The sequence below is a fragment of the Streptomyces lasiicapitis genome (assembly GCF_014646335.1).
Classification (GTDB): Bacteria; Actinomycetota; Actinomycetes; order Streptomycetales; family Streptomycetaceae; genus Streptomyces; species Streptomyces lasiicapitis.
Genome location: NZ_BMNG01000005.1, coordinates 144,630 through 165,667 on the forward strand (window position 1 = coordinate 144,630; position 21,038 = coordinate 165,667).

The following is a 21,038-nucleotide window of genomic DNA, read 5'->3' on the forward strand; positions in this document are numbered from 1 at the left end:
TTCCCTGTCATCCGGCGGGCGCCGGCGCCGAGGTCACCCTCGGCGCCGAAGCCGCCGTCCGTTTCGGCGTCAGCCCTCGTCCGGGCCACCGCTCTCCTTGTCCTGGGCGCCGTCGGCGCCTTCGGCCTTGCCGTCCGCCTTCGCGGGTGCGGGCTCATTGCCCTCGGAGCCCTCGGACCCCTCCGCCTTGACCGTCTGCGCGCCGGGCTGCGGCTCGGCGACGGCCACGCGCGCGGGGCGCACGACCCGCTCGCCGATGCGATACCCCGGCTGGAGAATCGCGACGCACGTCGTCTCGGTGACGTCCGGTGCGTAGCTGTGCATCAGGGCTTCGTGGATCGTCGGGTCGAAGGGCTCGCCCTCCTTGCCGAACTGCTGCAGACCCATCTTGGCGACGACGGTCTCCAGCGCCTCGGCGACGGACTTGAAGCCGCCGAGCAGTTCGCCGTGTTCCCTCGCGCGGCCCACGTCGTCGAGCGTCGGCAGGAGCTCGGTCAGGAGGTTCGCCGCGGCGATCTCCTTGACCGTCACCTTGTCCCGCTCCACGCGGCGGCGGTAGTTCTGATACTCGGCCTGCAGCCGCTGGAGGTCCGCGGTGCGCTCGTTGAGCGCCGTACGGACCTGGTCCAGCTGGGCGGTCAGGCCCGCGACCTGGTTCGCGTCCCCGGCCGGGGCCGCCGGGCCCTCCTCGGTGGAGGGCCCTTCGGCCTGCGGCGCCTTGTCGTCAGGAGTGGCGCCGCCGGAGGGGACGTCGGGCTGCTCGGCGTTCTCGCCGAAACCCGGGGTCTCCTCCGTCATCAGGCAGCGCCGCCCTTCGCGTCACCGGGCTTCTCGTCGTCGACGATCTCGGCGTCCACGACGTCGTCTTCCTTGGACATGTTCGGAGCCTCGGCGCCCGGAGCGGCACCCTCGGCGCCGGCCGCGCCCTGCGCCGCCTGGGCGTCGGCGTACATCGCCTGGCCCAGCTTCTGGGAGACGGCCGCGACCTTCTCCGTGGCGGTGCGGATCTCGGCCGTGTCCTCGCCCTTGAGCTTCTCCTTCAGCTCGCCGACGGCGGTCTCGACCTCGGTCTTGACGTCGCCCGGGACCTTGTCCTCGTTGTCCTTGAGGAACTTCTCGGTCTGGTAGACGAGCTGCTCGCCCTGGTTGCGGGACTCGGCGGCCTCGCGGCGGGCGTGGTCCTCGTCCGCGTACTTCTCGGCCTCTTCGCGCATCCGGTTGACCTCGTCCTTCGGCAGCGAGGAGCCACCGGTGACGGTCATCTTCTGCTCCTTGCCCGTGCCGAGGTCCTTCGCGGTCACGTGCATGATGCCGTTGGCGTCGATGTCGAAGGAGACCTCGATCTGCGGGACGCCGCGGGGCGCCGGGGGCAGACCGGTGAGCTCGAACATCCCGAGCTTCTTGTTGTACGCCGCGATCTCGCGCTCGCCCTGGTAGACCTGGATCTGCACGGAGGGCTGGTTGTCCTCGGCGGTGGTGAAGATCTCGGACCGCTTGGTCGGGATCGTCGTGTTCCGCTCGATGAGCTTGGTCATGATGCCGCCCTTGGTCTCAATGCCAAGCGACAGCGGGGTGACGTCGAGGAGCAGGACGTCCTTGACCTCGCCCTTGAGGACACCGGCCTGCAGGGCGGCGCCGATGGCGACGACCTCGTCCGGGTTCACGCCCTTGTTGGCCTCGTTGCCGCCGGTCAGCTCCTTGACGAGCTCGGCGACGGCGGGCATGCGGGTGGAGCCGCCGACGAGGACCACGTGGTCGATCTCGGAGAGGGCGATGCCCGCGTCCTTGATGACGTTGTGGAACGGCGTCTTGCAGCGCTCCAGGAGGTCGGACGTGAGCTGCTGGAACTGGGCGCGCGTGAGCTTCTCGTCCAGGTGCAGGGGGCCCTCGGCGGACGCCGTGATGTACGGCAGGTTGATCGTGGTCTCCGTGGAGGAGGACAGCTCGATCTTCGCCTTCTCGGCGGCCTCGCGCAGGCGCTGGAGCGCCATCTTGTCCTTGGAGAGGTCCACGCCGTGGCCGTTGTTGAACTGCTTGACCAGGTAGTCGACGACGCGCTGGTCCCAGTCGTCGCCACCGAGGTGGTTGTCGCCGTTCGTGGCCTTCACCTCGACGACGCCGTCGCCGATCTCCAGGAGGGACACGTCGAACGTGCCGCCACCGAGGTCGAAGACGAGGATCGTCTGGTCGTCCTTGTCCAGGCCGTAGGCCAGGGCGGCCGCGGTGGGCTCGTTGACGATGCGCAGGACGTTCAGGCCCGCGATCTCGCCGGCCTCCTTGGTGGCCTGGCGCTCGGAGTCGTTGAAGTACGCCGGGACGGTGATGACCGCGTCCGCGACCTTCTCGCCCAGGTACGACTCGGCGTCGCGCTTCAGCTTCTGCAGGATGAAGGCGCTGATCTGCTGCGGGTTGAAGCTCTTCTCGTCGATGTCCACCTTCCAGTCAGTGCCCATGTGGCGCTTGACGGAGCGGATGGTCCTGTCGACGTTGGTGACCGCCTGGCGCTTCGCAACCTCGCCGACCAGCACTTCACCGTTCTTCGCGAAGGCGACGACGGACGGCGTGGTCCTGGCACCCTCGGCGTTGGTGATGACGGTGGGCTCGCCGCCCTCCAGAACGCTGACGACGGAGTTAGTCGTGCCCAGGTCGATGCCGACCGCACGTGCCATTTCAATGCCTCCAGATAACTTCTTGAGTGGAACTGACTCAAGGATGCCCCAGGCGTTGCCTTGCGTCAACAGAGCTGAGTCACCTCGACTCAACTCTTATCCGTTCCTTACGCGCAACCCGAGGGTGCTGTGCGAGGAGACGCCGCGCCCGGGGGGCATGGTTGCGCGGCGCCGTGGAAAGGGGCGCGCGAAGGGCGGCACAGCAAGCCGCACGGGAAGGGCAGCCTGAGCGACGCAGATCACCGCTTCCCTGGCTACAGTGCGGCGAAGTAAGTGGGTAGTCTCAGACGGACTGCATAAGTTACCGCTTAGTAATAGTTCGCCTCGCAGGCCCGGGGAGCCCCCATGCAACTCGCCGCGATCATCGTGTCGCTGGTCCTAATCGCGGTCGGCGTCGCGCTGTTCGGCCGTGCCATCGTGCAGATCTACCAGTTCATGCGGCTCGGTCAGTCCGTGCCCGCCGGCACCCGAACCGACGCGCCGGCCGAGCGCACCCTCACCGTGGCCAAGGAGTTCCTGGGCCACACCCGGATGAACCGGTGGGGCATCGTCGGCGTGGCGCACTGGTTCGTCGCGGTGGGCTTCTTCTCGCTGCTCCTGACGATCGTCAACGCCATCGGCCAGCTCTTCAAGGCCGACTGGATGCTGCCGATCATCGGTGACTGGGCGCCGTACAACATGTTCGTCGAGTTCCTCGGCACCATGACGGTCCTCGGCATCGTGACCCTGATCGTCGTACGACAGCTGAGCAGGCCCGACCGTCCCGGCCGCAAGTCCCGCTTCGCGGGCTCCAACACGGGCCAGGCGTACTTCGTCGAGAGCGTCATCCTCATCGTCGGCGTCTGCATCTTCACGCTGCACGCCCTGGAGGGCGCCCAGCACCACGTCGACGGCTACGAGGCCTCGTTCTTCATCTCGTACCCGTTCGTCTCGTGGTTCGGGGGCATGGACGTCTCGACGCTCCAGAACCTCACGTACTTCTTCGCGGGCCTGAAGATCGCGACCTCCTTCATCTGGATGATCACGGTCGCCCTGAAGACCGACATGGGCGTCGCCTGGCACCGCTTCCTGGCGTTCCCCAACATCTGGTTCAAGCGGAAGGCCGACGGCGGCACCGCGCTCGGCGCGCTGCTGCCCATGACCTCCGGCGGCAAGGAGATCGACTGGGAGGACCCGGACGAGGACACCGTCTTCGGCGTCTCCCAGGTCGAGCAGTTCTCCTGGAAGGGCCTGCTCGACTTCTCCACGTGTACGGAGTGCGGCCGCTGCCAGTCGCAGTGCCCCGCCTGGAACACCGGCAAGCCCCTCTCCCCCAAGCTCCTCATCATGTCGCTGCGCGACAACGCGCACGCCAAGGCGCCGTACCTGCTCGCGGGCGGCGGCAAGACGATGGAGGGCGAGGAGAAGGCGTCCGCCGAGGCCCTCGCGGACGTTCCCGCGGCCGCCCTCGCCGAGGCCGAGCGCCCCCTGATCGGCACCTTCGAAGAGAACGGCGTCATCGACCCCGACGTCCTCTGGTCCTGCACCACCTGCGGCGCCTGCGTCGAGCAGTGCCCCGTCGACATCGAGCACATCGACCACATCGTCGACATGCGTCGCTACCAGGTGATGATCGAGTCCGCGTTCCCGTCCGAGGCGGGCACGATGCTCAAGAACCTGGAGAAGAAGGGCAACCCCTGGGGTCTGGCCAAGAAGCAGCGCCTGGAGTGGACGAAGGAAGTCGACTTCGAGGTGCCGGTCGTCGGCAAGGACATCGAGGACCTCACCGAGGTCGAGTACCTCTACTGGGTCGGCTGCGCGGGCGCCCTGGAGGACCGCGCCAAGAAGACCACCAAGGCCTTCGCGGAGCTCCTGCACATGGCGGGCGTCAAGTTCGCGATCATGGGCGGCGACGAGAAGTGCACCGGCGACTCGGCCCGCCGCCTCGGCAACGAGCCGCTGTTCCAGCAGTTGGGCGCCGAGAATGTCGCGTCCCTGAACATGGCGTTCGGGGAAGACGACGAAGACGAGGCGACGAAGAAGCCCAAGTCGGCCAAGAAGATCGTCGCGACCTGCCCGCACTGCCTCAACACCCTCGGCAACGAGTACCCGCAGCTCGGCGGCGACTACGAGGTCATCCACCACACGCAGTTGCTCCAGCACCTCATCGACGAGGGCAAGCTGATCCCGGTCACGCCGGTCGAGGGCCTCATCACGTACCACGACCCGTGCTACCTGGGCCGCCACAACAAGATCTACACGCCGCCGCGCGAGATCATGTCCGCCGTCCCCGGCCTGCGCCAGCAGGAGATGCACCGCCACAAGGAGCGCGGCTTCTGCTGCGGTGCGGGTGGCGCGCGGATGTGGATGGAGGAGCGGATCGGCAAGCGCATCAACACGGAGCGCGTGGACGAGGCGCTGTCCCTCAACCCCGACATCGTGTCGACGGCCTGCCCGTTCTGCCTTGTGATGCTCACGGACTCCGTGAACGGCAAGAAGAACGATGGCGCGGCCAAGGAGGCGCTCCAGGTCGTGGACGTGGCGCAGTTGCTCCTCGACTCGGTGAAGACGCCGGTGGACCCGGCGGGCACGGCCGAGGCGGAGAGCGAGCCGGAGCCCGAGCCGGTCAAGTAGCAAGTAGCAAGTAGGTACGCGGCACTGCTGGCCGCGTGATCGCGAGGGCCGGTTTCGCCTGGGGGCGGGACCGGCCCTTCGTCGTTCGTGTAAACCTGTGGTGCTGTCGATTCTGTCGTGAGCATGAAGTCATGCGATGCCGTGGATGACATGGATGACGTAGGGGTGGGTGGGGCATGAGGAGATCCGGGATACGGCTGCTGGCCGCGGTCGTGGGCGGCGCCCTGGTCCTCGCGGGGTGCGGTGGCGGTGGCGGCGACAAGTCCCCGTCCCGGCCCGCGTCCGCCGACCTCGCGAACAAGAGCGCGCCCCACCAGCCGATCCCGCGCGGCAAGGGCAGCAAGGTCTCCGACGACTTCAACGGGGACGGCGCGCGGGACCTCGTACTCGACGCGCTCGCGCACCGCGGGCAGGGCGACGACCCCGGCATCGGCATCGTGTACGGGCGCCGGGGCGGGCTCGCCCCCGGCGCACGCCAGTTGCTGACCGCGCACGCCCAGGGTGCCCGTACGAAGGGGCAGTTGCCCGCGGCGTTCGAGTCGGAGGCGTCCTGCGACCTGAACGAGGACGGCTTCACGGACCTCCTCGTCTCCACCGACCCGCCCTACGACGGCCAGGGCCAGCCCCCCGTCCCCCTCCAACTCCTCTTCGGCTCCCCCGCCGGCCTGACCGGCAAGGCCGTCAAGCTCCAGGTGCCCGCGCGGGCCAGGCTCGGCAACGACTGGGCCGACCAGCCGGTGTGCGGCGACTTCGACGGCGACGGCGCGCACGACCTCGTACTGCACGCGAGCAACGCCCATCTCACGTACCTGCGCGGCCCGTTCACGCGCAAGGGCGCCCCGCGCGCGGCGGGCAGGCCGATCGCCGCCCCCGGCAACGACCTGGCCTCCGGCGCGCCCGCGGTCGATGTGAACGGCGACGGGTACGACGACCTGGTCGTCCGCGAGGAGGCACGCGCCTCGAAGGGCAGCCTGGTCCTCGGTAGCCCCAAGGGCCCCAACCGCACCGGCGTCCTCTTCCCCACCTCGACCGACGTGGCGTTCGGCACCTTCGGCCGCGCCAAGGCCATGGACGCGGCGCTGGCTGCCCCTGGCGGGATCGCCCTTCGGTACGACGTGCCGGGCACCGCCCGCGCGAAGATCGACGTACGGAACGCGCGCGTGTACGCGGGTGACCTCGACGGCGACGGACGCAGCGAGCTGGTGGTGGGCGGAGGCGGGCCGGGCGAGGTGTGGGTGTACCGCGGCCGCGCGACGGGCCTCGCGGCCAACGCCACCGCGACCGTCGTGCCCGCACGGTCCGGGTCCAGGTCCGGGTCCGGGTCCGACGAGGGCACCGTCCAGGTCCTGAAGGTGGCCGACTTCGACGGGGACCGGCGGGCCGACGTGGTCGTGCGGACTGCCTGGGGGCAGGGTCGGGACCGGGTGGAGGTGTATCCCGGCAGGGCGGGGGCGGAGGGGCCGGTGGCGCGGAAGGCGGGGGTCACGTTTTCCACGGAGGGGTTCAGGTAGTCGCCGGGTGCGCCGCTGCCCGGCGGGCCCGCAGGGAGGCGTTCCTGGCCGTCTTCCAGGCCGCGCGCAGGCGGGCACCCGTGACGCAGTCGTCGCTGTCGCGGTCGTCCCCGTCGCGGTCGTTCCCGTCCTGGCACGGGTGGCAGCCGTACAGGTGGCCCATGTAGGCGGCGTAGGCGTCCATCGCCCGCGCGTCGAGCTCGGCGGCGCTCACGGCTCGACCACTTCCAAGGTCTCGGCGGTCAGGAGCAGCGCGCCCAGGTGCGCGGGGTCGCACAGGTCGCCGGGGGCGGTGGGCGGGACGACCCAGCGCGTGAGGGTCGAGACGGGGTGGCCGAGGCGCGGGACGCCGAGGAAGGTGCCGGTGGTCAGGCGTTCTTCCCTGCCGTTCCAGGGGGAGTCGGGGGCGATGAGGACGTAGTACGGGCCGCGGGTGTCGCGGATGACGGGACCCGCGAGCCAGTCGCGCAGGAACGCGGCCACGGTACGGGGATCGTCGCTGTGGACGGCGGCGTGGACGCGGGCGGCGGGTACGCGGACGGCGTCGAAGCGGTGGCCGAGGGGGAGGAGGGCGATGCCGCGGTCCGCCCAGGCGGCGTGGACGGTGCGCGGGTGGGGGTCGGCGCCTGCGAGCCAGGCGCTGATCTGGTGTTTGTCGCGTTGGGGGACGGTGGTCGGGGGCCCCGAGGGCGGGGGGATTCGGGTCACGCAATCGACCGTAGGCGCGGCCGGGCCCCACCAGGGGCAGGGCTCTTACCCCCTCGCCAAGGGGTAGGTTTCCTACCCCTTACGTGATCAGACGGGCACGCCGAGTTCCCGCGCCAGGTCCTCCGCGTCCTCGCGCACCATCCGCGGCCCCGACGTCACGAGGCCCGGCAGCGCCGACCGCGTGTAGAGGTTGAACTGGATGGTCTCCGGGGACTCCCGGTGGGCGCGTTGCAGGTACGACACGACGGCGGCGCCCTCGTTGAGCAGGCCGTGCGCCCGCGCCGTCTCGATGAGGTGGTACGAGCGGCGGGTGGCCGAGGGGATCTCGCGCAGGTTCAGGGCGTCCGCGACCTCCAACGCCTTGCCCGGCTGCACCAGGTCGTTGTGCATGGTGATGGCGTATCCGCCGACGATGCCCCGCCCGAAGATCAGCCACGGGTGGGCGTAGTCGTCGCCGAGCCTGCGCGCGGCCGCGTCGGCCTTGTCCCAGTACCGCCACGCGTCCCCCGCCTGCCCGGTCTTGGCGTAGGACAGAGCAACGGCCAGGTACAGCAGTCCACGGCGGGCGATGCACTCCGGATCGTCCGTGTCCGGCAGCAGGGCGACGGCCTGCTCGGCGAGTTCGACCCGCGCCTCGGCCGCTTCGCCCGCGTCGCGGTGGACGTGGTTGACGTACCAGGCCGCGGCGGCGATGGCACGAGGGCTGTCGGCGTCCTGCGCCGCCGTCATCGCCCGGTCGCCGGTGAGCATGATCAGGTCCGGGGCGGGCTGGAAGGACAGGAACAACTGCGCCAGGTGGTAGGCCTCGGCCTGCGCCATCAGCGCCTTGCGGCGGTCCGCGCCTTCGAGGGTCCGGGCGGCGTGCCGGGTGTCGGCGAGCAGTGCGGGCAGGAGCCGGCCGATGCGGGTGCGGTTGCCCTCGCCGAAGTCGCGCCGGGCTGCGGGCTGTTCAGTCGCGTGCCACAGCTTCCACGCCTGCCGCAGTCTGGCGGCGAGCACGTCGACCGGCTCGGCCGGTCGGGCGGCGGTGGCCAACTGGGGCTTGTTCAAGGCCTGTTTGACGACGGGCAGTTGCCGGTGCTCGGCCTTGGTGAAACTGGCGGCGGCGATGCGTTCGTCCCCGGTGAGCTCCGCGATGTCCTCGACCCCGAGGACCTGCGCGAGCCGCAGCAGCTTGGGCAGCCGGGGCATCGCGATGGTGCCCCGCTCGACGGCCTTCACCCACTCCTCGGAGTGCCCCATCACGTCCGCGACGTACGCACGCGTCCTGCCCGTACGGGTCCGCGCGCGCTGCACACGCTGGCCGAAGGTGAGCTGAGGTACCTCACCGGTGTCGGGGGTCTCGGGCATACCGACGCCTCCGTTCAGAGCTCGACTCTCCGAACGTACCCCTGGAAGCCGTCCCGTAGGGCGGAACAACAGCCACCGCCCTCGCACGAGGCAGCGACCACCCGGGCCCAGAAGCCCCCGGCTCGCACAACCTTTCCCCCACTCCGCCAGTCACACCCCCGGAACCCCACACCACCGTTCACCCAAGGTCCACCCCCTGGTGACCCCCCGTGAACCCACAAGCCCGGGAGCCCCACGTGCGCGTAAGAAGCCTGGCCGTCGCGGTCACCACCGCAGCCCTCGCTGCCGGAGGACTGACCCTGCCCCTGGCCGGGACGGCCACCGCGGCCCCCGCCGCCCTGAAGGACGACTTCAACGGCGACGGCTACCGCGACCTCGCGGTGGGCGCGCCCAAGGGCAACTCGGTGACGGTGACGTACGGTTCGGCGAGCGGCGTGAAGCCGGGCCGCGGCACGACCGTCACGCAGAACACCGCCGGGGTACCCGGAACAACCGAGACCGGCGACGAGTTCGGCGAGAACGTCACCAGCGGCGACGTGAACAGCGACGGCTACGCCGACCTGATCGTCGGCGCCCCCGGCGAAAAGACCCCCGGCAAGCCCGACGGCACGGTCACCATCGTCTGGGGCGGCAAGAACGGCTTCAAGACGGGCGGCAAGACCCTCACCGCACCCAGCGCGGACGACCACCGCTTCGGCGAAGCCGCGAGCTTCGTGGACATCGACGGCGACGAGGTGGCCAACCTCGCGGTGATCAGCGGCAACCACTGGTGGTACTACGCCGACGGCACCCCGCAGGACGGCCGCGCGATCCCCCTCGAAACCGACTTCCTGCCCAAGAACGTCCGCCTGGACGACATGACCGCGGGCCACTTCACGAACAAGGACGGCTACACCTACATCCTCGCGGGCGAGCGCGAGGACGGCGGCGCCTACACCGCGTACATGAAGGGCGGCGCCGGTGACCTCGGCTACTGGTCCGGCGTCCTGGCCGAGGGCGACGACCCGACGGCGACGCGCGGCCCGCTCGCCGGGGCCGACGTCAACGGCGACGGCTACGACGACCTGATCACCGGCAACCCGCGCGCGGGCAAGGGCGGTTCGGTCAGCGTCCGCCTCGGCGCCGACTCCAAGATGGGCGCCCCCGTGACGTACACGCAGGACAGCACGGGCGTGCCCGGCACGGACGAGACGGGCGACGGCTTCGGCTCGGCGGTGGCCGCGGGCGACGTGACCGGCGACGGCCGCGCGGACGTCGCGGTGGGCGCGCCCGGCGAGCAGGTCGGAACCGTACCCGACACGGGAAGCGTGACCCTGTTCAAGGGCGCGGCGAACGGCGGCCTGACCGGCGGGAAGACCTGGCACCAGGAGACGGCAGGCGTCCCCGGAGTCGCCGAGAAGAACGACTACTTCGGGTCGACCGTACGCCTGAAGGACATCAACAAGAACGGCAGGGCGGACCTGTCGATCGGCGCGCGCGGCGAGGACATCGCCGGCGCGGCGGACGCGGGCGCGGTGTGGGTGCTTCGCGGTACGACGACGGGTCTCACCTCGTCGTACGCGACCTCCTTCAACGGCTCGGACTTCGGCGCGGGCGGCGCGGGGCGCGGCTTCGGCGAGACGCTGCGCTGACGGCCCGAGGGCACCCTCGCCGGGCTCCGCCCCAACTCACGGACTCTTTCGGCTACTTGGAGACACCTTGCGTAAGAAGACTCTCTCCGCCGCCGCACTGTGCGCGGCGACCGTACTGGGCGTAGCGGGCCTGTCCGCGACGCCCGCCGTCGCGGCGGAACCCGCCCCGAAGCCGAAGTCGGACTTCAACGGCGACGGTTACGCGGACCTCGCGGTCGGCGTGCCCGGCGCGGCGGTCGGTGGCAAGGCCAAGGCGGGCTACGTGAACGTGGTCTGGGGCGGCAAGAAGGGCCTGGGCGGCCACGGTTCGACGACCGTCAGCCAGGGCACCGCCGGGGTGCCCGGCACCGTGGAGAAGGACGACGGCTTCGGGTACGCGGTGTCGTCCGGCGACATGAACGGCGACGGCTTCACGGACATCGTCGTGGGCACCCCCGGCGAGGACAACACCGCGGGGGCCTCCGCGGGCACCCTCACCGTCCTCTGGGGCGCGAAGTCCGGTATCAAGGGCGGCTTCACGGCCGCCAACGGCAGGTACGCGGGCAACCAGATCGGCGGCCTCGTCACCACCGGCGACTACGACGGCGACGGCGACCGGGACATCGCGCTGAGCACGAGGAACGACGAGAGCGCCGCGATGGAGACGCGCCCCGGCCCGTTCACTGCCGGGTCCCCCGCGACCCTGCAGCGCGTCGACAGCTGGCACTTCAGCGGTCCGCGCGCGGTGACGTCCGGGGACTTCGACGCGGACGGCCGCGACGACCTCGCGGTGACGTACGGGGGCATGGAGATCGCGGGCACGGCGGTGTACGCAACGGGGTCCGCCGGGGCGTGGAAGCAGACGTGGCGCGCGGGCGACACGGCGACGTCCCTCGCCACCGGCGACTTCGACGGCGACGGCACCGCCGACCTCGCCCTCGGCGAGGTCCGGCCCAACCCCGAGGCCGAGGAGGGCGACGAGGGCTTCTGCGCGGAGCGCGTGGGCGGCGCCATCGCCACCGTCTACGGCAAGTCAGGCACGACGCTCGGCGGCGCCGTGTCCTGCACGAACCAGGACACACCCCGGGTCGACGGCAACGCCGAGGCCGAGGACAACTTCGGCGCGGCGCTCGCCGTGGGCGACCTGGACCGGGAGGACGGCGACGAGCTGATCGCGGGCGCGAGTGCCGAGGCGGTCGGCAGCGACAAGGCCGCCGGCGCGTACTGGATCCTGGAGTCCACCGGCACCGGCAAGGAGCTCTACGGCAGCGGCGTCAACCAGACCTCCCCGGGCGTCCCCGGCGCGGCCGAGGCGGGCGACCGCTTCGGCGCGGCGATCGCCGTCGACGACTACAACGGCGACACCTACCCCGACTCGGCCGTCGCGGCCCCCGGCGAGAACGCCTCGACCGGCGGGGTCTGGTACGGCACCCCGAAGGACCGCCCGTCCCCCCAGGTGTCGGTGACCCCGAGGACGCTGAACCTGCCGACCGCAACTCTGTACGGAGCCGTCCTGGCCCACTGACCCCCTCCCACGGCGCAGCCCCCGCCACCCATGGGGGCTGCGCCCCCTCTCCCCCTGCCTCATCGGCGCTCCGCGCCTCGCCCTCAAACGCCGGGCAGGCTCATCCCCCCCAGCCATCCCCACCACCGAGAAAGATCCATGAACACCCGCACCACCATCACCACCCTCCTCACCACCACCCTGGCCACAGCCGCCCTCACTCCCCTGGCCCTCACCGCACCCGCCCACGCCGCCCCCTCCCCCTCTCCCTCCCGCCTGACCGGCGACTTCGATGGCGACGGCCACCGGGATGTCGCCATCGCCGCCCCCGCGGCCCCTGTCGGCGGCAAGAAGTGGGCGGGCCAGGTCGTGATCACGTACGGCACGGCGCACGGTCTCGCCCCGGCACGGCGGACCGTCATCAGCCAGAACTCCCCCGGGGTCCCGGGCGCGGCAGAGAAGGACGATGAATTCGGCCGCCAGACGGCCGTCGCGGACCTCAACGGCGACGGCTACAGCGACCTCGCCGTCGCCGCCCCCAAGGAGAAGGTGGGCAGGAAAGAGGACTCCGGCACGCTGATCGTCGCGTGGGGCTCCCGAACCGGCCTGTCCGGCGCGACGACGGTGAAGAACCCGCAGTCCCTGTACGGGAGTTACTTCGGCATCGGCCTGGCAGCAGCCGACTTCACCGGCGACGGCAAGCCGGACCTGGCCGTGGCCGCCCAGGGCGACAGGGGCCCCAACGCGTACAGGATCCGCCTGATCCGCGGCCCGTTCACGAAGCAGGGCAGGACCGGCGCAGTCACCTCGTACGCGGCCCCGCTGGAGCGCCCCGGCCTCACCGCGGGCCACATCAACGGCGACAAGAAGGCCGACCTGGTCATCACCGGCCTCCAGACGAACAAGGACGTGCTGGGCGCCGCCGTCTTCTACAAGGGCACGTCGTCCGGCCTGGGCAAGGGCGCCAAGCTGCGCGCGGGCACGACAGCCGCCGTCGGCGACCTGAACGGCGACGGCTACGGAGACATCGTCCTCGGCAACCCCGACGACCCGGACATCGAGCCGTCCGGCTCCAAGGGCGGGGAGATCAGCGTCATTTACGGTACGAAGTCGGGGCCGAGCAAGACCCGCCGCAAGACGCTCACGCAGTCCAGCGCGGGGGTGCCCGGCGCGTCCGAGACCGGAGACCATTTCGGCTCGGCAGTCGCGGTCAGCGACTTCGACGGCGACCGCCGCGCGGACCTGGCGGTGGGCGTACCCGGCGAAGCGTACGGCCAGGACCCCTACATCCACGGCGCGGGCGCCGTGGTCTATCTGCGGGGTTCGGCGGCCGGCCTCACGACGGCGGGCGCGCGGGCGGTCCACCAGGACAGCGCGGGCGTACCCGGCGAGCGGAAGGACGCCAACACCTTCGGCGCCGCGCTGCTCGCCTCCGACGTGAACGGAGACGGCCGCGCGGACCTCACGGCCGCCTCCTCCACGGCTGACGACGACGCCGGCGCGATCTGGCACCTGCCGGGCGCGCGGGGCTCCGTCCCGTACTCCACGACGGACTCCACGGGCTTCGGACCGGGACAGCTCGGCCTGCCCAGGAAGTACTCGGAGTTCGGCGCGACGCTCGCGGGCTAGGCAGATCACTGACGGCTCCTAGCCGTGGACGGCCGTCGCGCCCAGCGACGGTCGAGAAACGGGTTCAGGAGCCGTCAGCAGCGCCCCGGCCGTCCCGCAGCCGAATCGCAGCCCTCCCCGACCCCGGATCCCTCTCCAACACCACATACCGGCCGAGAGCCGCGAGAGCGACCAGGCAGCCGCTCATCTCCAACCCCTCCTCCACCAGCGTCCCCAGCATCAGCACCGTGCGGTGACCGTGCTCAAGGGCCCAGCCATTGAACGCCTCGGTCACGAGCGCGCCCCCCAGATACACCCCCAGCGCAGCAAGAATCCCGTTCCGCAGATCGCGCGGAAGCTTCCGCGCCCACAGCACGGCACACACGGTGCCCGCCACCGCGAGGAGCGCACCGGGCAGCACCCACGCGTGGGTGGGCAGCGATCCCCCGGCCCACTCCTTCCACGACTTGCCGACCTCGCCGAGGCGCTCGTGCAGCGACGCCGTCTCGTCGATGCTGAGCAGCGCGGTCGCGGCGGCGAGGCCGAGCCAGGACAGCCGCCCGGGCCGCGCGTCGGGCCCGCTGAGCAGCGCGGCGGTCAGCGCCACGCCCGCCACGGCAAGGAGCAGCGTGCTGTTCCACCAGGTGGCCAGATTGGCTTCGAGGTCGACGTTCACGAACCGGCGGATGCCCGGTATGCGGTCGTAGCTGTTGTACGCGCGGGTGGCGAGGTCGGCGACGAGCAGGGCCGCGGTGGCGGCTGCGGCGAACCGTAAGACGCGGCGGGCCGGCGGTCTCGCGACGTCACCCCCGAGTTGGTCATGAGTTTGCGAATCGGTCATGCGTACGGAGGCTAGCCGCTTGATCAGGGGGCCAAGTGACCGGGGCGCCCCGGATGTTGCTCCTCTTGTCGCCTCCTTGACGCCCCCTCAGGCACACCGCCGAGCACACCGCACGCGCCCGGCCCCAACTCCCCATAACGACAACGTAACTTCACGCCGCCCCCACACAACCCCCACACCTCACCGGCGGTCTCTCCTAGGCCAAGGTCCAGGCCAACGCACACGCAAACGCCCGGACAACCCCTGGCAAACGCCACCGCGTTCCCACCGCATCCGCGACGACACCACAGGAGAGACCACCGCATGGCACAGCGCGAGCGCACCACCTCCCGCGACACCGAACTGCCCCACAGACCGGGCCACCGACTGCGCCTCACCGCCGCCACCGCGGCCGCCCTGGCGCTCACGGGCGGGCTGCTCACGACCGCCGTACCGACGGCGACGGCGGCGCCCCGCGCCGAACTCCCCGCCACGGACGCCGACTTCGACGCCGACGGGTACGCCGACGTCGCGACGGCGGCCTCGCTCGCGTACGTGAACGGCAAGGCGCAGGCGGGCGCCGTCGCCGTCACATACGGGAAGGCAGGCGGTGTCGGCCGCAGCGTCTCGTACACGCAGAACAGTCCCGGGGTGGACGGATCCGCCGAGAAGGGCGACCACTTCGGCACCGACATGGCGTACGGGGACTTCGACCGGGACGGCTACGACGACCTCGCGGTCGGTGTGGCCGGTGAGGACGTCGGCCGTGACAAGGACGGCGGTTCGGTCCAGATCCTGTGGGGCTCGGCGAGCGGCCTGAAGGGCGGCAGCACGGTGAAGGACCCGCGGCCGTCGAAGCACGACTGGTTCGGCGGGTACCTGGAGGCGGCCGACTTCAACGGCGACCGGAAGACCGACCTGGCCATCGGCACCGGCACCACCGCTACCGTCGACATCCTGCGCGGCGGGTTCAAGCGCAACGGCGCGACGGACGGCCGCTACACGGTCACGCCGCGCATCCATGGCAACGGAGAGGTCGGCGTACAGAACCTGCACTCCGGCGACGCCAACGGCGACGGCGTCGAGGACCTGATCGTCAACGGCTACGAGAACGACACCCAGCGCGGCAGCAACGCCAACTTCTGGGTCCCCGGCTCCCGTTCGGGCCTCAAGGTGTCCGCCGCCAAGAAGCTGATGCCCGGCGTCATCACGGACCTGGGCGACACCGATAAGGACGGCTACGACGACGTCGTCATCGGCAACTACTGGGACAGCGGCATCGCGGGCTCGGCCCGCGGCGGCGCCGTTCACGTCGTCCACGGCTCCCGCGGCGGCCCGTCCGCCGGCGACCGCGAGAAGTTCACCCAGAACACTTCCGGCGTCCCCGGCAGCGGCGAGAAGGGCGACTCCTTCGGCAACGAGCTGGACCTCGGCGACATCAACGGCGACGGCAACCTCGACCTGATCGTCGGCGCCCCCGGCGAGACCGTCGACGGCGTCTCCAACTCCGGCGCGGTGACGATTCTCTACGGCGCCGCCAACGGCTCCGGCATCACCGGCCGCGGCGCGAAGCTCCTCACCCAGAACACGCCCGGCGTCCCCAACGACAACGAGAAGCACGACTTCCTCGGCACGGACGTCCACGCCGACGACCTGAACGGCGACCGCCGGGCGGATGTCGTCATCGGCGCCTACGGCGAGAACTCCCGCAACGGCGCCGTGTACCCGCTGCTCTCCCAGGAGGACGGCAGCCTCAAGGGCACCGCAGGCATCTACCCCGGCACGGCCGGCATCTCCGGCACGGGAACCCCGCGCCTCGGCGCCAACTTCGCCGACTGACCCCACCCCCCCCCAGGCCGGGCCCACCCCGGGCCCGGCCCCACCCCAAGGAGCCCACGTGCGCCTGCGTACCACCGCCTTGCTGACCACCACCCTGACGGCCGTCGCACTCGTCCCCCTCGTGACGACGGCAGCGACGGCCGCCCCGTCCGCGCCCTCCAAGTACGCCGACGACTTCGACGGTGACGGCTACCGCGACTACGCGTCGGACGAGTCCAGCGACGGCAACAAGGGCGGATCCGTCCGCGTCACCTTCGGCACGGCCACCGGACCCGGCACCCGGTCCCAGGTCGTCGACCAGGACAGCCCCGGTGTCCCCGGCGCCGACGAGCGGGGCGACTCCTGGGCGGAGGGGCCCCGCGTCGCCGCGGACTTCGACCGCGACGGATACGGCGACCTCGCCGTCTCGGCCGTCGGCGAGAAGGTCGGCCGCAACCGCGGCCAGGGCGCGGTGACCGTGCTGTGGGGCTCGCCCACCGGTCTGTCCGGCGGCACGACGGTCCCCAACAAGGCCCCCGGCGCCCAGAAGTCCTTCGGCGGCAGCCTCGCGACCGGCGACTTCACCGGCGACGGCAGGCCGGACATCGCCGCGACCAACGGCGGCGCCGTCCACGTGTACAAGGGGGGCATCTCCCGTACCGGAGTGGGTAGTTCCGTACAGCGCCTCGCCAAGCGCGGCCTCACCCCCGACGACCTGATCGCGGGCAAGGTCACCAAGGACTCCGCGACCGACCTGGTCGTCGTCGGCCAGGTGATCCAGGACTGGAAGGAGGTCGGCGACGCCTGGTTCGTCAAGGGCGGCCGGACCCTGAAGCCCGGCGCCACACGGCACCTCGGCCCGTACGCGGACAGCGCGGACGGAGTGATCGCCGACTTCGACAAGAACGGGTACGGCGACATCGCCATCGGCAACTACTCCGACTCCAAGCACAAGGGCGCCGTGACGGTGTGGCGCGGCGGCAGGAACGGCCCCGGCGCCGCGACCCGCATCACCCAGGGCACCTCCGGTGTCGCGGGCGCCCCGGAGAAGGGCGACCGGTTCGGAGGCTCCGTCTCCGCCGGCGACACCAACCGTGACGGCTACCAGGACCTGGCGATCGGCGTGGGCGACGAGGACATCGACCGCAAGTCGAACGCCGGCGGCGTCCACGTCCTGCGCGGCGGCGCGGGCGGCCTGAAGGGCACGGGCTCCAAGTGGTTCGCCCGCGACAGCGCGGGCGTACCGGGCGCCCTCAGCGAGTCGGGCCGCTTCGGCAGCACGGTCCGCCTGCGGGACTCCGACCGGGACGGCTACGCGGACCTGTACGTGGACGCCTCGTCCGACCCGGTCCGCCTGCCCGGCTCCGCGTCCGGGATCAAGGGCCGGGGAGCGTCCTGGGTGGACTACGGGATCGTCGGCGGCATCCTCCAGTAACCCCCACCCAACCCACGTAGCAAGCCGCCCACCCCACAACCTTTCCCCAACCCCGCATGTCCCACAGGTGAAACCCCCGCGTCATCCAAAGACTTGGAGCACCTGTGCGCGCAAGAACCCTCGCCCTGGCCGCCGCCACGGCCCTCGCCGCGACCGGCCTCACCCTGCCGGTGGCCGCCTCTGCGGGCGCGGCCCCCGCCGAGGCCACGAAGCCCGCGAAGGCGGACTTCAACGGCGACGGCTACGAGGACCTCGCCGTCGGCGTCCCCGCGGCGACCGTCGGCGGCAAGGCCAAGGCCGGGTACGTGAACGTGGTCTGGGGCGGCCCGCGCGGCCTGCACGCCAGTGGCAACGTACGCATCACGCAGTCCACGGCGAACGTCCCGGGCACCCCGGAGACCGGGGACCGGTTCGGCGCGGCCGTCGCCGTGACCGATGTGGACGGCAACGGGCACGCGGACCTGGCGATCGGCGCGCCCGGCGAGGACATCGACGGGCGCACCGACACCGGCAGCGTCACCGTCGTGTACGGCAAGCTGGGCGGCTTCGGCGAGGCCAACACCGCCGCGCGCGGCGAGAAGGCCAACGACCGGTACGGCAACGCCCTCGTCGCCGGGGACTTCACCGGCGACACGGACGCGGACCTCGCGATCGGCGGCACCGACAAGGTCGTCGTCAACTACAACCCGCTCACCGACCGCACCCGGCCCGGCATGGCCGACCGCATGGGCGGCCGCGCCCCCGTCCTGTCCACCGGGGACTACAACGCCGACGGGCTCACCGACCTCGCCGTCGCGTACTACACGAAGCAGCAGCCGTACACCCAGTCCCACGTCATGCTCTACCGCTACGACAAGCAGGAGGGCCGCCTCCTGCTCGACTGGTCCAACAGCAACGGCGCCACCTCCGCGTACGCCACCGGCGACTTCAACGGCGACGGCCTCGACGACCTCGCACTCGGCAACTGCCGCGAGATAGCCGACGAGAACATCGACGACCCGTGCGGCCCCGAGGAGCTCACCAAGGGCGGCGGCGTCCACATCCGCTACGGCAACCCCAACGGCTCCTTCGGCTCCCGCAAGCAGACCTTCAACCAGGACACCCCGGGCGTCCCCGGCACCGCCGAGACCGGCGACGGCTTCGGCGAGACAGTCGCCGCAGCGGACGTCAACGGCGACGGCCGCGACGACCTGATCGTGGGAGCGCCCGGCGAGACCATCGGCAGCGGCACCGGCAAGAAGGCGGCGGGCACCGCCACCGTCCTGTTCGGCGACGACAAGGGCATCCTCAGCGCGGACGACGAGCTCGGCGACGGCATCGCCAACGGCTACTCGTTCCACCAGGACACGTACCAGATCCCCGGCACCGCCGAGGCCGGCGACCGCTTCGGCGCGGCGCTCGACACGGGCGACTACGACAAGGACGGCACGCCCGACCTCGCCGTCGCCGCCCCCGGTGAGAACGCCTCGTCCGGCGGCGTCTGGGCCGCCCCCGGCGCCGTGCCGCCCGGCACCACCGCCCTCACCCCCAACTCCCTTTCCCTTCCCGCCCCTTCGGCCCCGTTGACGTACGGAGCCGTACTCGGGCGCTAGCCACCACCGCTGACCTGGGGCAACCCCGTCAGGGTCCCCCTAGGGGTTGTCACAGGTCAGCCGCAAACCCGCTCTCCTCCACAGGACGGACGACCGCACCCCGCCAGACCAGGTACGTTCGATTCCGTGGCTGGATTCAGGATCGGACGCGGCGGCCGGGACAACCGCGCACAGCAAGGACCCCGACAGGGCGGGCACCCGGGCCAGGGCCAGGGCGGTCCCGGCGGGCAAGGCGGATACGCCGCGCCCGGCGGGCACGGCGGTCAGGGCGGTCATCAGGGCGCACACCCCGGACCCCGGCAGGACCCGTACGGGCAGGCCCCCCAGGGCGGCGGCCCGGCGTACGGCTACCCGCCCGCGCCCGGCGGCGGCCGCCCGGCCCCGCAGCCCCCGTACGGCGGACAACCGCCCTACGGCGGCCAGGGCGGCGGCGGCCAGCACCACGGCGGCGCCCAGCAGTGGCCGCAGCCGCCGGGCGGCCAGGGCGAACCCGAGTACTTCGGCGGCGGACACGGCGGCCAGGGCGGGCACGGCGGACCCGCGGGCCACGACCCGTACGCCGCCAACAACCCCGGCAACACCCAGGCCTTCTCCCTGGGTGAGGACCCGTACAACAGCGGCGACACCTACCGCGCGGGCCAGGCCCCCGCGGGCCCCATCGGCCCGAAGCTCCACTGGAAGGACCTGCTCCGCGGCATCGTCTTCCGCCCCGGCCCGACCTTCCTCCAGATGCGGGACTACGCGATGTGGGCCCCGGCCGTCATCGTCACGTTCCTCTACGGCCTGCTCGCCGTCTTCGGCTTCGACGAGGCCCGCGAGGACGTACTCAACGCCACGCTGTCCACGGCGATCCCCTACGTCCTCACGACCGGCGTCGCCATCACCATCAGCGCGTTCATCCTCGGCATCGTCACGCACTCCCTCGCCCGCCAGTTCGGCGGCGACGGCGCGTGGCAGCCGACGGTCGGCCTCTCCATGCTGATCATGTCCATCACGGACGCCCCGCGCGTGGTCGTCGCCCTGTTCCTCGGCGGCGGCGCCACCTTCGTACAGATGCTGGGCTGGGCCACCTGGCTCGCCGCGGGCGCGCTGCTCACGATCATGGTGAGCAAGTCGCACGACCTGCCGTGGCCACGGGCGCTCGGCGCGTCGGCGATCCAGCTCCTTGCGATCCTGTCGATCATCAAACTGGGTACGTTCTGACGCTTGCGTACGTCCGTACGTCCCGTACACACGCGAAGGGCCCCGGCGAGCCAGTGCTCGCCGGGGCCCTTCGCGTGTGTATGAGAACTGACCGCTAGGCGTCGAGAACCTGCCCCTGCCGCTTCACGACGGGCGGCTCGACACTCCACGGAAAGTTGATCCACTCATCCGTGCGCTTCCACACGTACTCGCACTTCACGAGCGAGTGGGACTTCTCATAGATGACCGCGGACCGGACCTCGGCGACGGCGTCGAGGCAGAAGTCGTGGACGAGCTTCAGCGTCTTGCCGGTGTCGGCGACGTCGTCGGTGATCAGCACCTTCTTGTCGGAGAAGTCGATGGCGTTGGGGACGGGAGCCAGCATGACCGGCATGTCCAGCGTGGTCCCCACCCCCGTGTAGAACTCCACATTCACCAGGTGGATGTTCTTGCAGTCGAGGGCGTACGCGAGGCCGCCCGCGACGAAGACGCCGCCGCGCGCGATGCTCAGCACGATGTCGGGCTCGTACCCGTCGTCGGCGATGGTCTGCGCGAGCTCGCGCACCGCGCCGCCGAACTTCTCGTACGAAAGGTTCTCGCGAACGTCACTCATGGAAG

16 protein-coding genes are annotated in these 21,038 nt (G+C 71.3%); 9 read left to right on the top strand and 7 right to left on the bottom strand.

The features are described from left to right. Window positions 1-69 precede the first annotated feature (69 nt). Together grpE and dnaK are read right to left on the bottom strand one after the other, a co-directional pair. A complete protein-coding gene (gene grpE / locus IEY91_RS12245; protein ID WP_164322595.1) occupies window positions 70-798 on the bottom strand; it encodes a nucleotide exchange factor GrpE in 729 nt (242 codons plus the stop codon). Beyond that, window positions 798-2,669, bottom strand: a complete 1,872-nt coding sequence (gene dnaK / locus IEY91_RS12250) for a molecular chaperone DnaK (RefSeq protein ID WP_164322598.1) — start codon at window positions 2,667-2,669, stop codon at window positions 798-800. Before dnaK ends, grpE begins: the two co-directional genes overlap by 1 nt. Window positions 2,670-3,014: 345 nt before the next feature. On the opposite strand from dnaK, the gene IEY91_RS12255 reads away from it, so the two are divergent. Together IEY91_RS12255 and IEY91_RS12260 are read left to right on the top strand one after the other, a co-directional pair. Further along, window positions 3,015-5,282, top strand: coding sequence for a (Fe-S)-binding protein (locus tag IEY91_RS12255; protein ID WP_189173974.1), 2,268 nt, complete (start codon window positions 3,015-3,017; stop codon window positions 5,280-5,282). A gap of 176 nt (window positions 5,283-5,458) precedes the next feature. Further along, a complete protein-coding gene (locus tag IEY91_RS12260; protein WP_189173975.1) occupies window positions 5,459-6,793 on the top strand; it encodes an FG-GAP repeat domain-containing protein in 1,335 nt (444 codons plus the stop codon). On the opposite strand, the gene IEY91_RS12265 is transcribed toward IEY91_RS12260, so the two are convergent. The 3 genes from IEY91_RS12265 to IEY91_RS12275 form a co-directional block, all read right to left on the bottom strand. Beyond that, window positions 6,786-7,007: a hypothetical protein gene (locus IEY91_RS12265; protein WP_189173976.1), complete on the bottom strand. Its 222-nt coding sequence runs from the start codon at window positions 7,005-7,007 to the stop codon at window positions 6,786-6,788. The genes IEY91_RS12260 and IEY91_RS12265 overlap by 8 nt on opposite strands. Beyond that, window positions 7,004-7,501 carry a hypothetical protein gene (locus IEY91_RS12270; protein ID WP_229696900.1) on the bottom strand — a complete coding sequence of 166 codons (498 nt, stop codon included), beginning with the start codon at window positions 7,499-7,501 and terminating at the stop codon, window positions 7,004-7,006. The genes IEY91_RS12265 and IEY91_RS12270 overlap by 4 nt, the downstream gene beginning before the upstream one ends. A gap of 87 nt (window positions 7,502-7,588) precedes the next feature. Then, window positions 7,589-8,851 (bottom strand): helix-turn-helix domain-containing protein, encoded by a 1,263-nt coding sequence (locus IEY91_RS12275; RefSeq protein ID WP_189173977.1) that lies wholly within the window; start codon window positions 8,849-8,851, stop codon window positions 7,589-7,591. A 236-nt stretch (window positions 8,852-9,087) separates the two neighbouring features. Between IEY91_RS12275 and IEY91_RS12280 the strand changes: the two genes are divergently transcribed. From IEY91_RS12280 to IEY91_RS12290, 3 genes are all read left to right on the top strand, one after another. Continuing rightward, window positions 9,088-10,482, top strand: coding sequence for an FG-GAP-like repeat-containing protein (locus IEY91_RS12280; RefSeq protein WP_189173978.1), 1,395 nt, complete (start codon window positions 9,088-9,090; stop codon window positions 10,480-10,482). A 67-nt stretch (window positions 10,483-10,549) separates the two neighbouring features. Next, on the top strand, window positions 10,550-11,986 hold the full coding sequence (locus IEY91_RS12285) for an FG-GAP-like repeat-containing protein (RefSeq protein WP_189173979.1): 1,437 nt from the start codon (window positions 10,550-10,552) through the stop codon (window positions 11,984-11,986). Between the two features lie 138 nt (window positions 11,987-12,124). Then, window positions 12,125-13,594 carry an FG-GAP and VCBS repeat-containing protein gene (locus IEY91_RS12290; protein ID WP_189173980.1) on the top strand — a complete coding sequence of 490 codons (1,470 nt, stop codon included), beginning with the start codon at window positions 12,125-12,127 and terminating at the stop codon, window positions 13,592-13,594. Between the two features lie 64 nt (window positions 13,595-13,658). Here IEY91_RS12290 and IEY91_RS12295 read toward each other — a convergent pair whose 3' ends face one another. Beyond that, a complete protein-coding gene (locus IEY91_RS12295) occupies window positions 13,659-14,414 on the bottom strand; it encodes a DUF8692 domain-containing protein (protein ID WP_189173981.1) in 756 nt (251 codons plus the stop codon). A gap of 303 nt (window positions 14,415-14,717) precedes the next feature. Here IEY91_RS12295 and IEY91_RS12300 point away from each other — a divergent pair, with 303 nt between their 5' ends. The 4 genes from IEY91_RS12300 to IEY91_RS12315 all read left to right on the top strand — a co-directional run bounded on the left by IEY91_RS12300 (window position 14,718) and on the right by IEY91_RS12315 (window position 20,441). Continuing rightward, window positions 14,718-16,232, top strand: coding sequence for an FG-GAP repeat protein (locus IEY91_RS12300; RefSeq protein WP_189173982.1), 1,515 nt, complete (start codon window positions 14,718-14,720; stop codon window positions 16,230-16,232). Between the two features lie 58 nt (window positions 16,233-16,290). After that, a complete protein-coding gene (locus IEY91_RS12305) occupies window positions 16,291-17,646 on the top strand; it encodes an FG-GAP repeat protein (protein WP_189173983.1) in 1,356 nt (451 codons plus the stop codon). 104 nt (window positions 17,647-17,750) lie between these two features. After that, window positions 17,751-19,238: an FG-GAP-like repeat-containing protein gene (locus IEY91_RS12310; RefSeq protein ID WP_189173984.1), complete on the top strand. Its 1,488-nt coding sequence runs from the start codon at window positions 17,751-17,753 to the stop codon at window positions 19,236-19,238. Between the two features lie 126 nt (window positions 19,239-19,364). Beyond that, a complete protein-coding gene (locus IEY91_RS12315) occupies window positions 19,365-20,441 on the top strand; it encodes a Yip1 family protein (protein WP_189173985.1) in 1,077 nt (358 codons plus the stop codon). A gap of 94 nt (window positions 20,442-20,535) precedes the next feature. Here IEY91_RS12315 and IEY91_RS12320 read toward each other — a convergent pair whose 3' ends face one another. Beyond that, complete coding sequence (locus IEY91_RS12320) at window positions 20,536-21,033, bottom strand: phosphoribosyltransferase (protein ID WP_164322619.1); 498 nt, start codon at window positions 21,031-21,033, stop codon at window positions 20,536-20,538. Window positions 21,034-21,038: the final 5 nt, after the last annotated feature.

Bases quoted from the DNA above. Each gene is read 5' to 3' on its own strand.
- grpE (WP_164322595.1), bottom strand. From the start codon at position 798: ATGACGGAGGAGACCCCGGGTTTCGGCGAGAACGCCGAGCAGCCCGAC.
- IEY91_RS12260 (WP_189173975.1), top strand. From the start codon at position 5,459: ATGAGGAGATCCGGGATACGGCTGCTGGCCGCGGTCGTGGGCGGCGCC.
- IEY91_RS12300 (WP_189173982.1), top strand. From the start codon at position 14,718: ATGGCACAGCGCGAGCGCACCACCTCCCGCGACACCGAACTGCCCCAC.
- IEY91_RS12320 (WP_164322619.1), bottom strand. From the start codon at position 21,033: ATGAGTGACGTTCGCGAGAACCTTTCGTACGAGAAGTTCGGCGGCGCG.
- IEY91_RS12255 (WP_189173974.1), top strand. From the start codon at position 3,015: ATGCAACTCGCCGCGATCATCGTGTCGCTGGTCCTAATCGCGGTCGGC.
- dnaK (WP_164322598.1), bottom strand. From the start codon at position 2,669: ATGGCACGTGCGGTCGGCATCGACCTGGGCACGACTAACTCCGTCGTC.
- IEY91_RS12295 (WP_189173981.1), bottom strand. From the start codon at position 14,414: ATGACCGATTCGCAAACTCATGACCAACTCGGGGGTGACGTCGCGAGA.
- IEY91_RS12290 (WP_189173980.1), top strand. From the start codon at position 12,125: ATGAACACCCGCACCACCATCACCACCCTCCTCACCACCACCCTGGCC.
- IEY91_RS12275 (WP_189173977.1), bottom strand. From the start codon at position 8,851: ATGCCCGAGACCCCCGACACCGGTGAGGTACCTCAGCTCACCTTCGGC.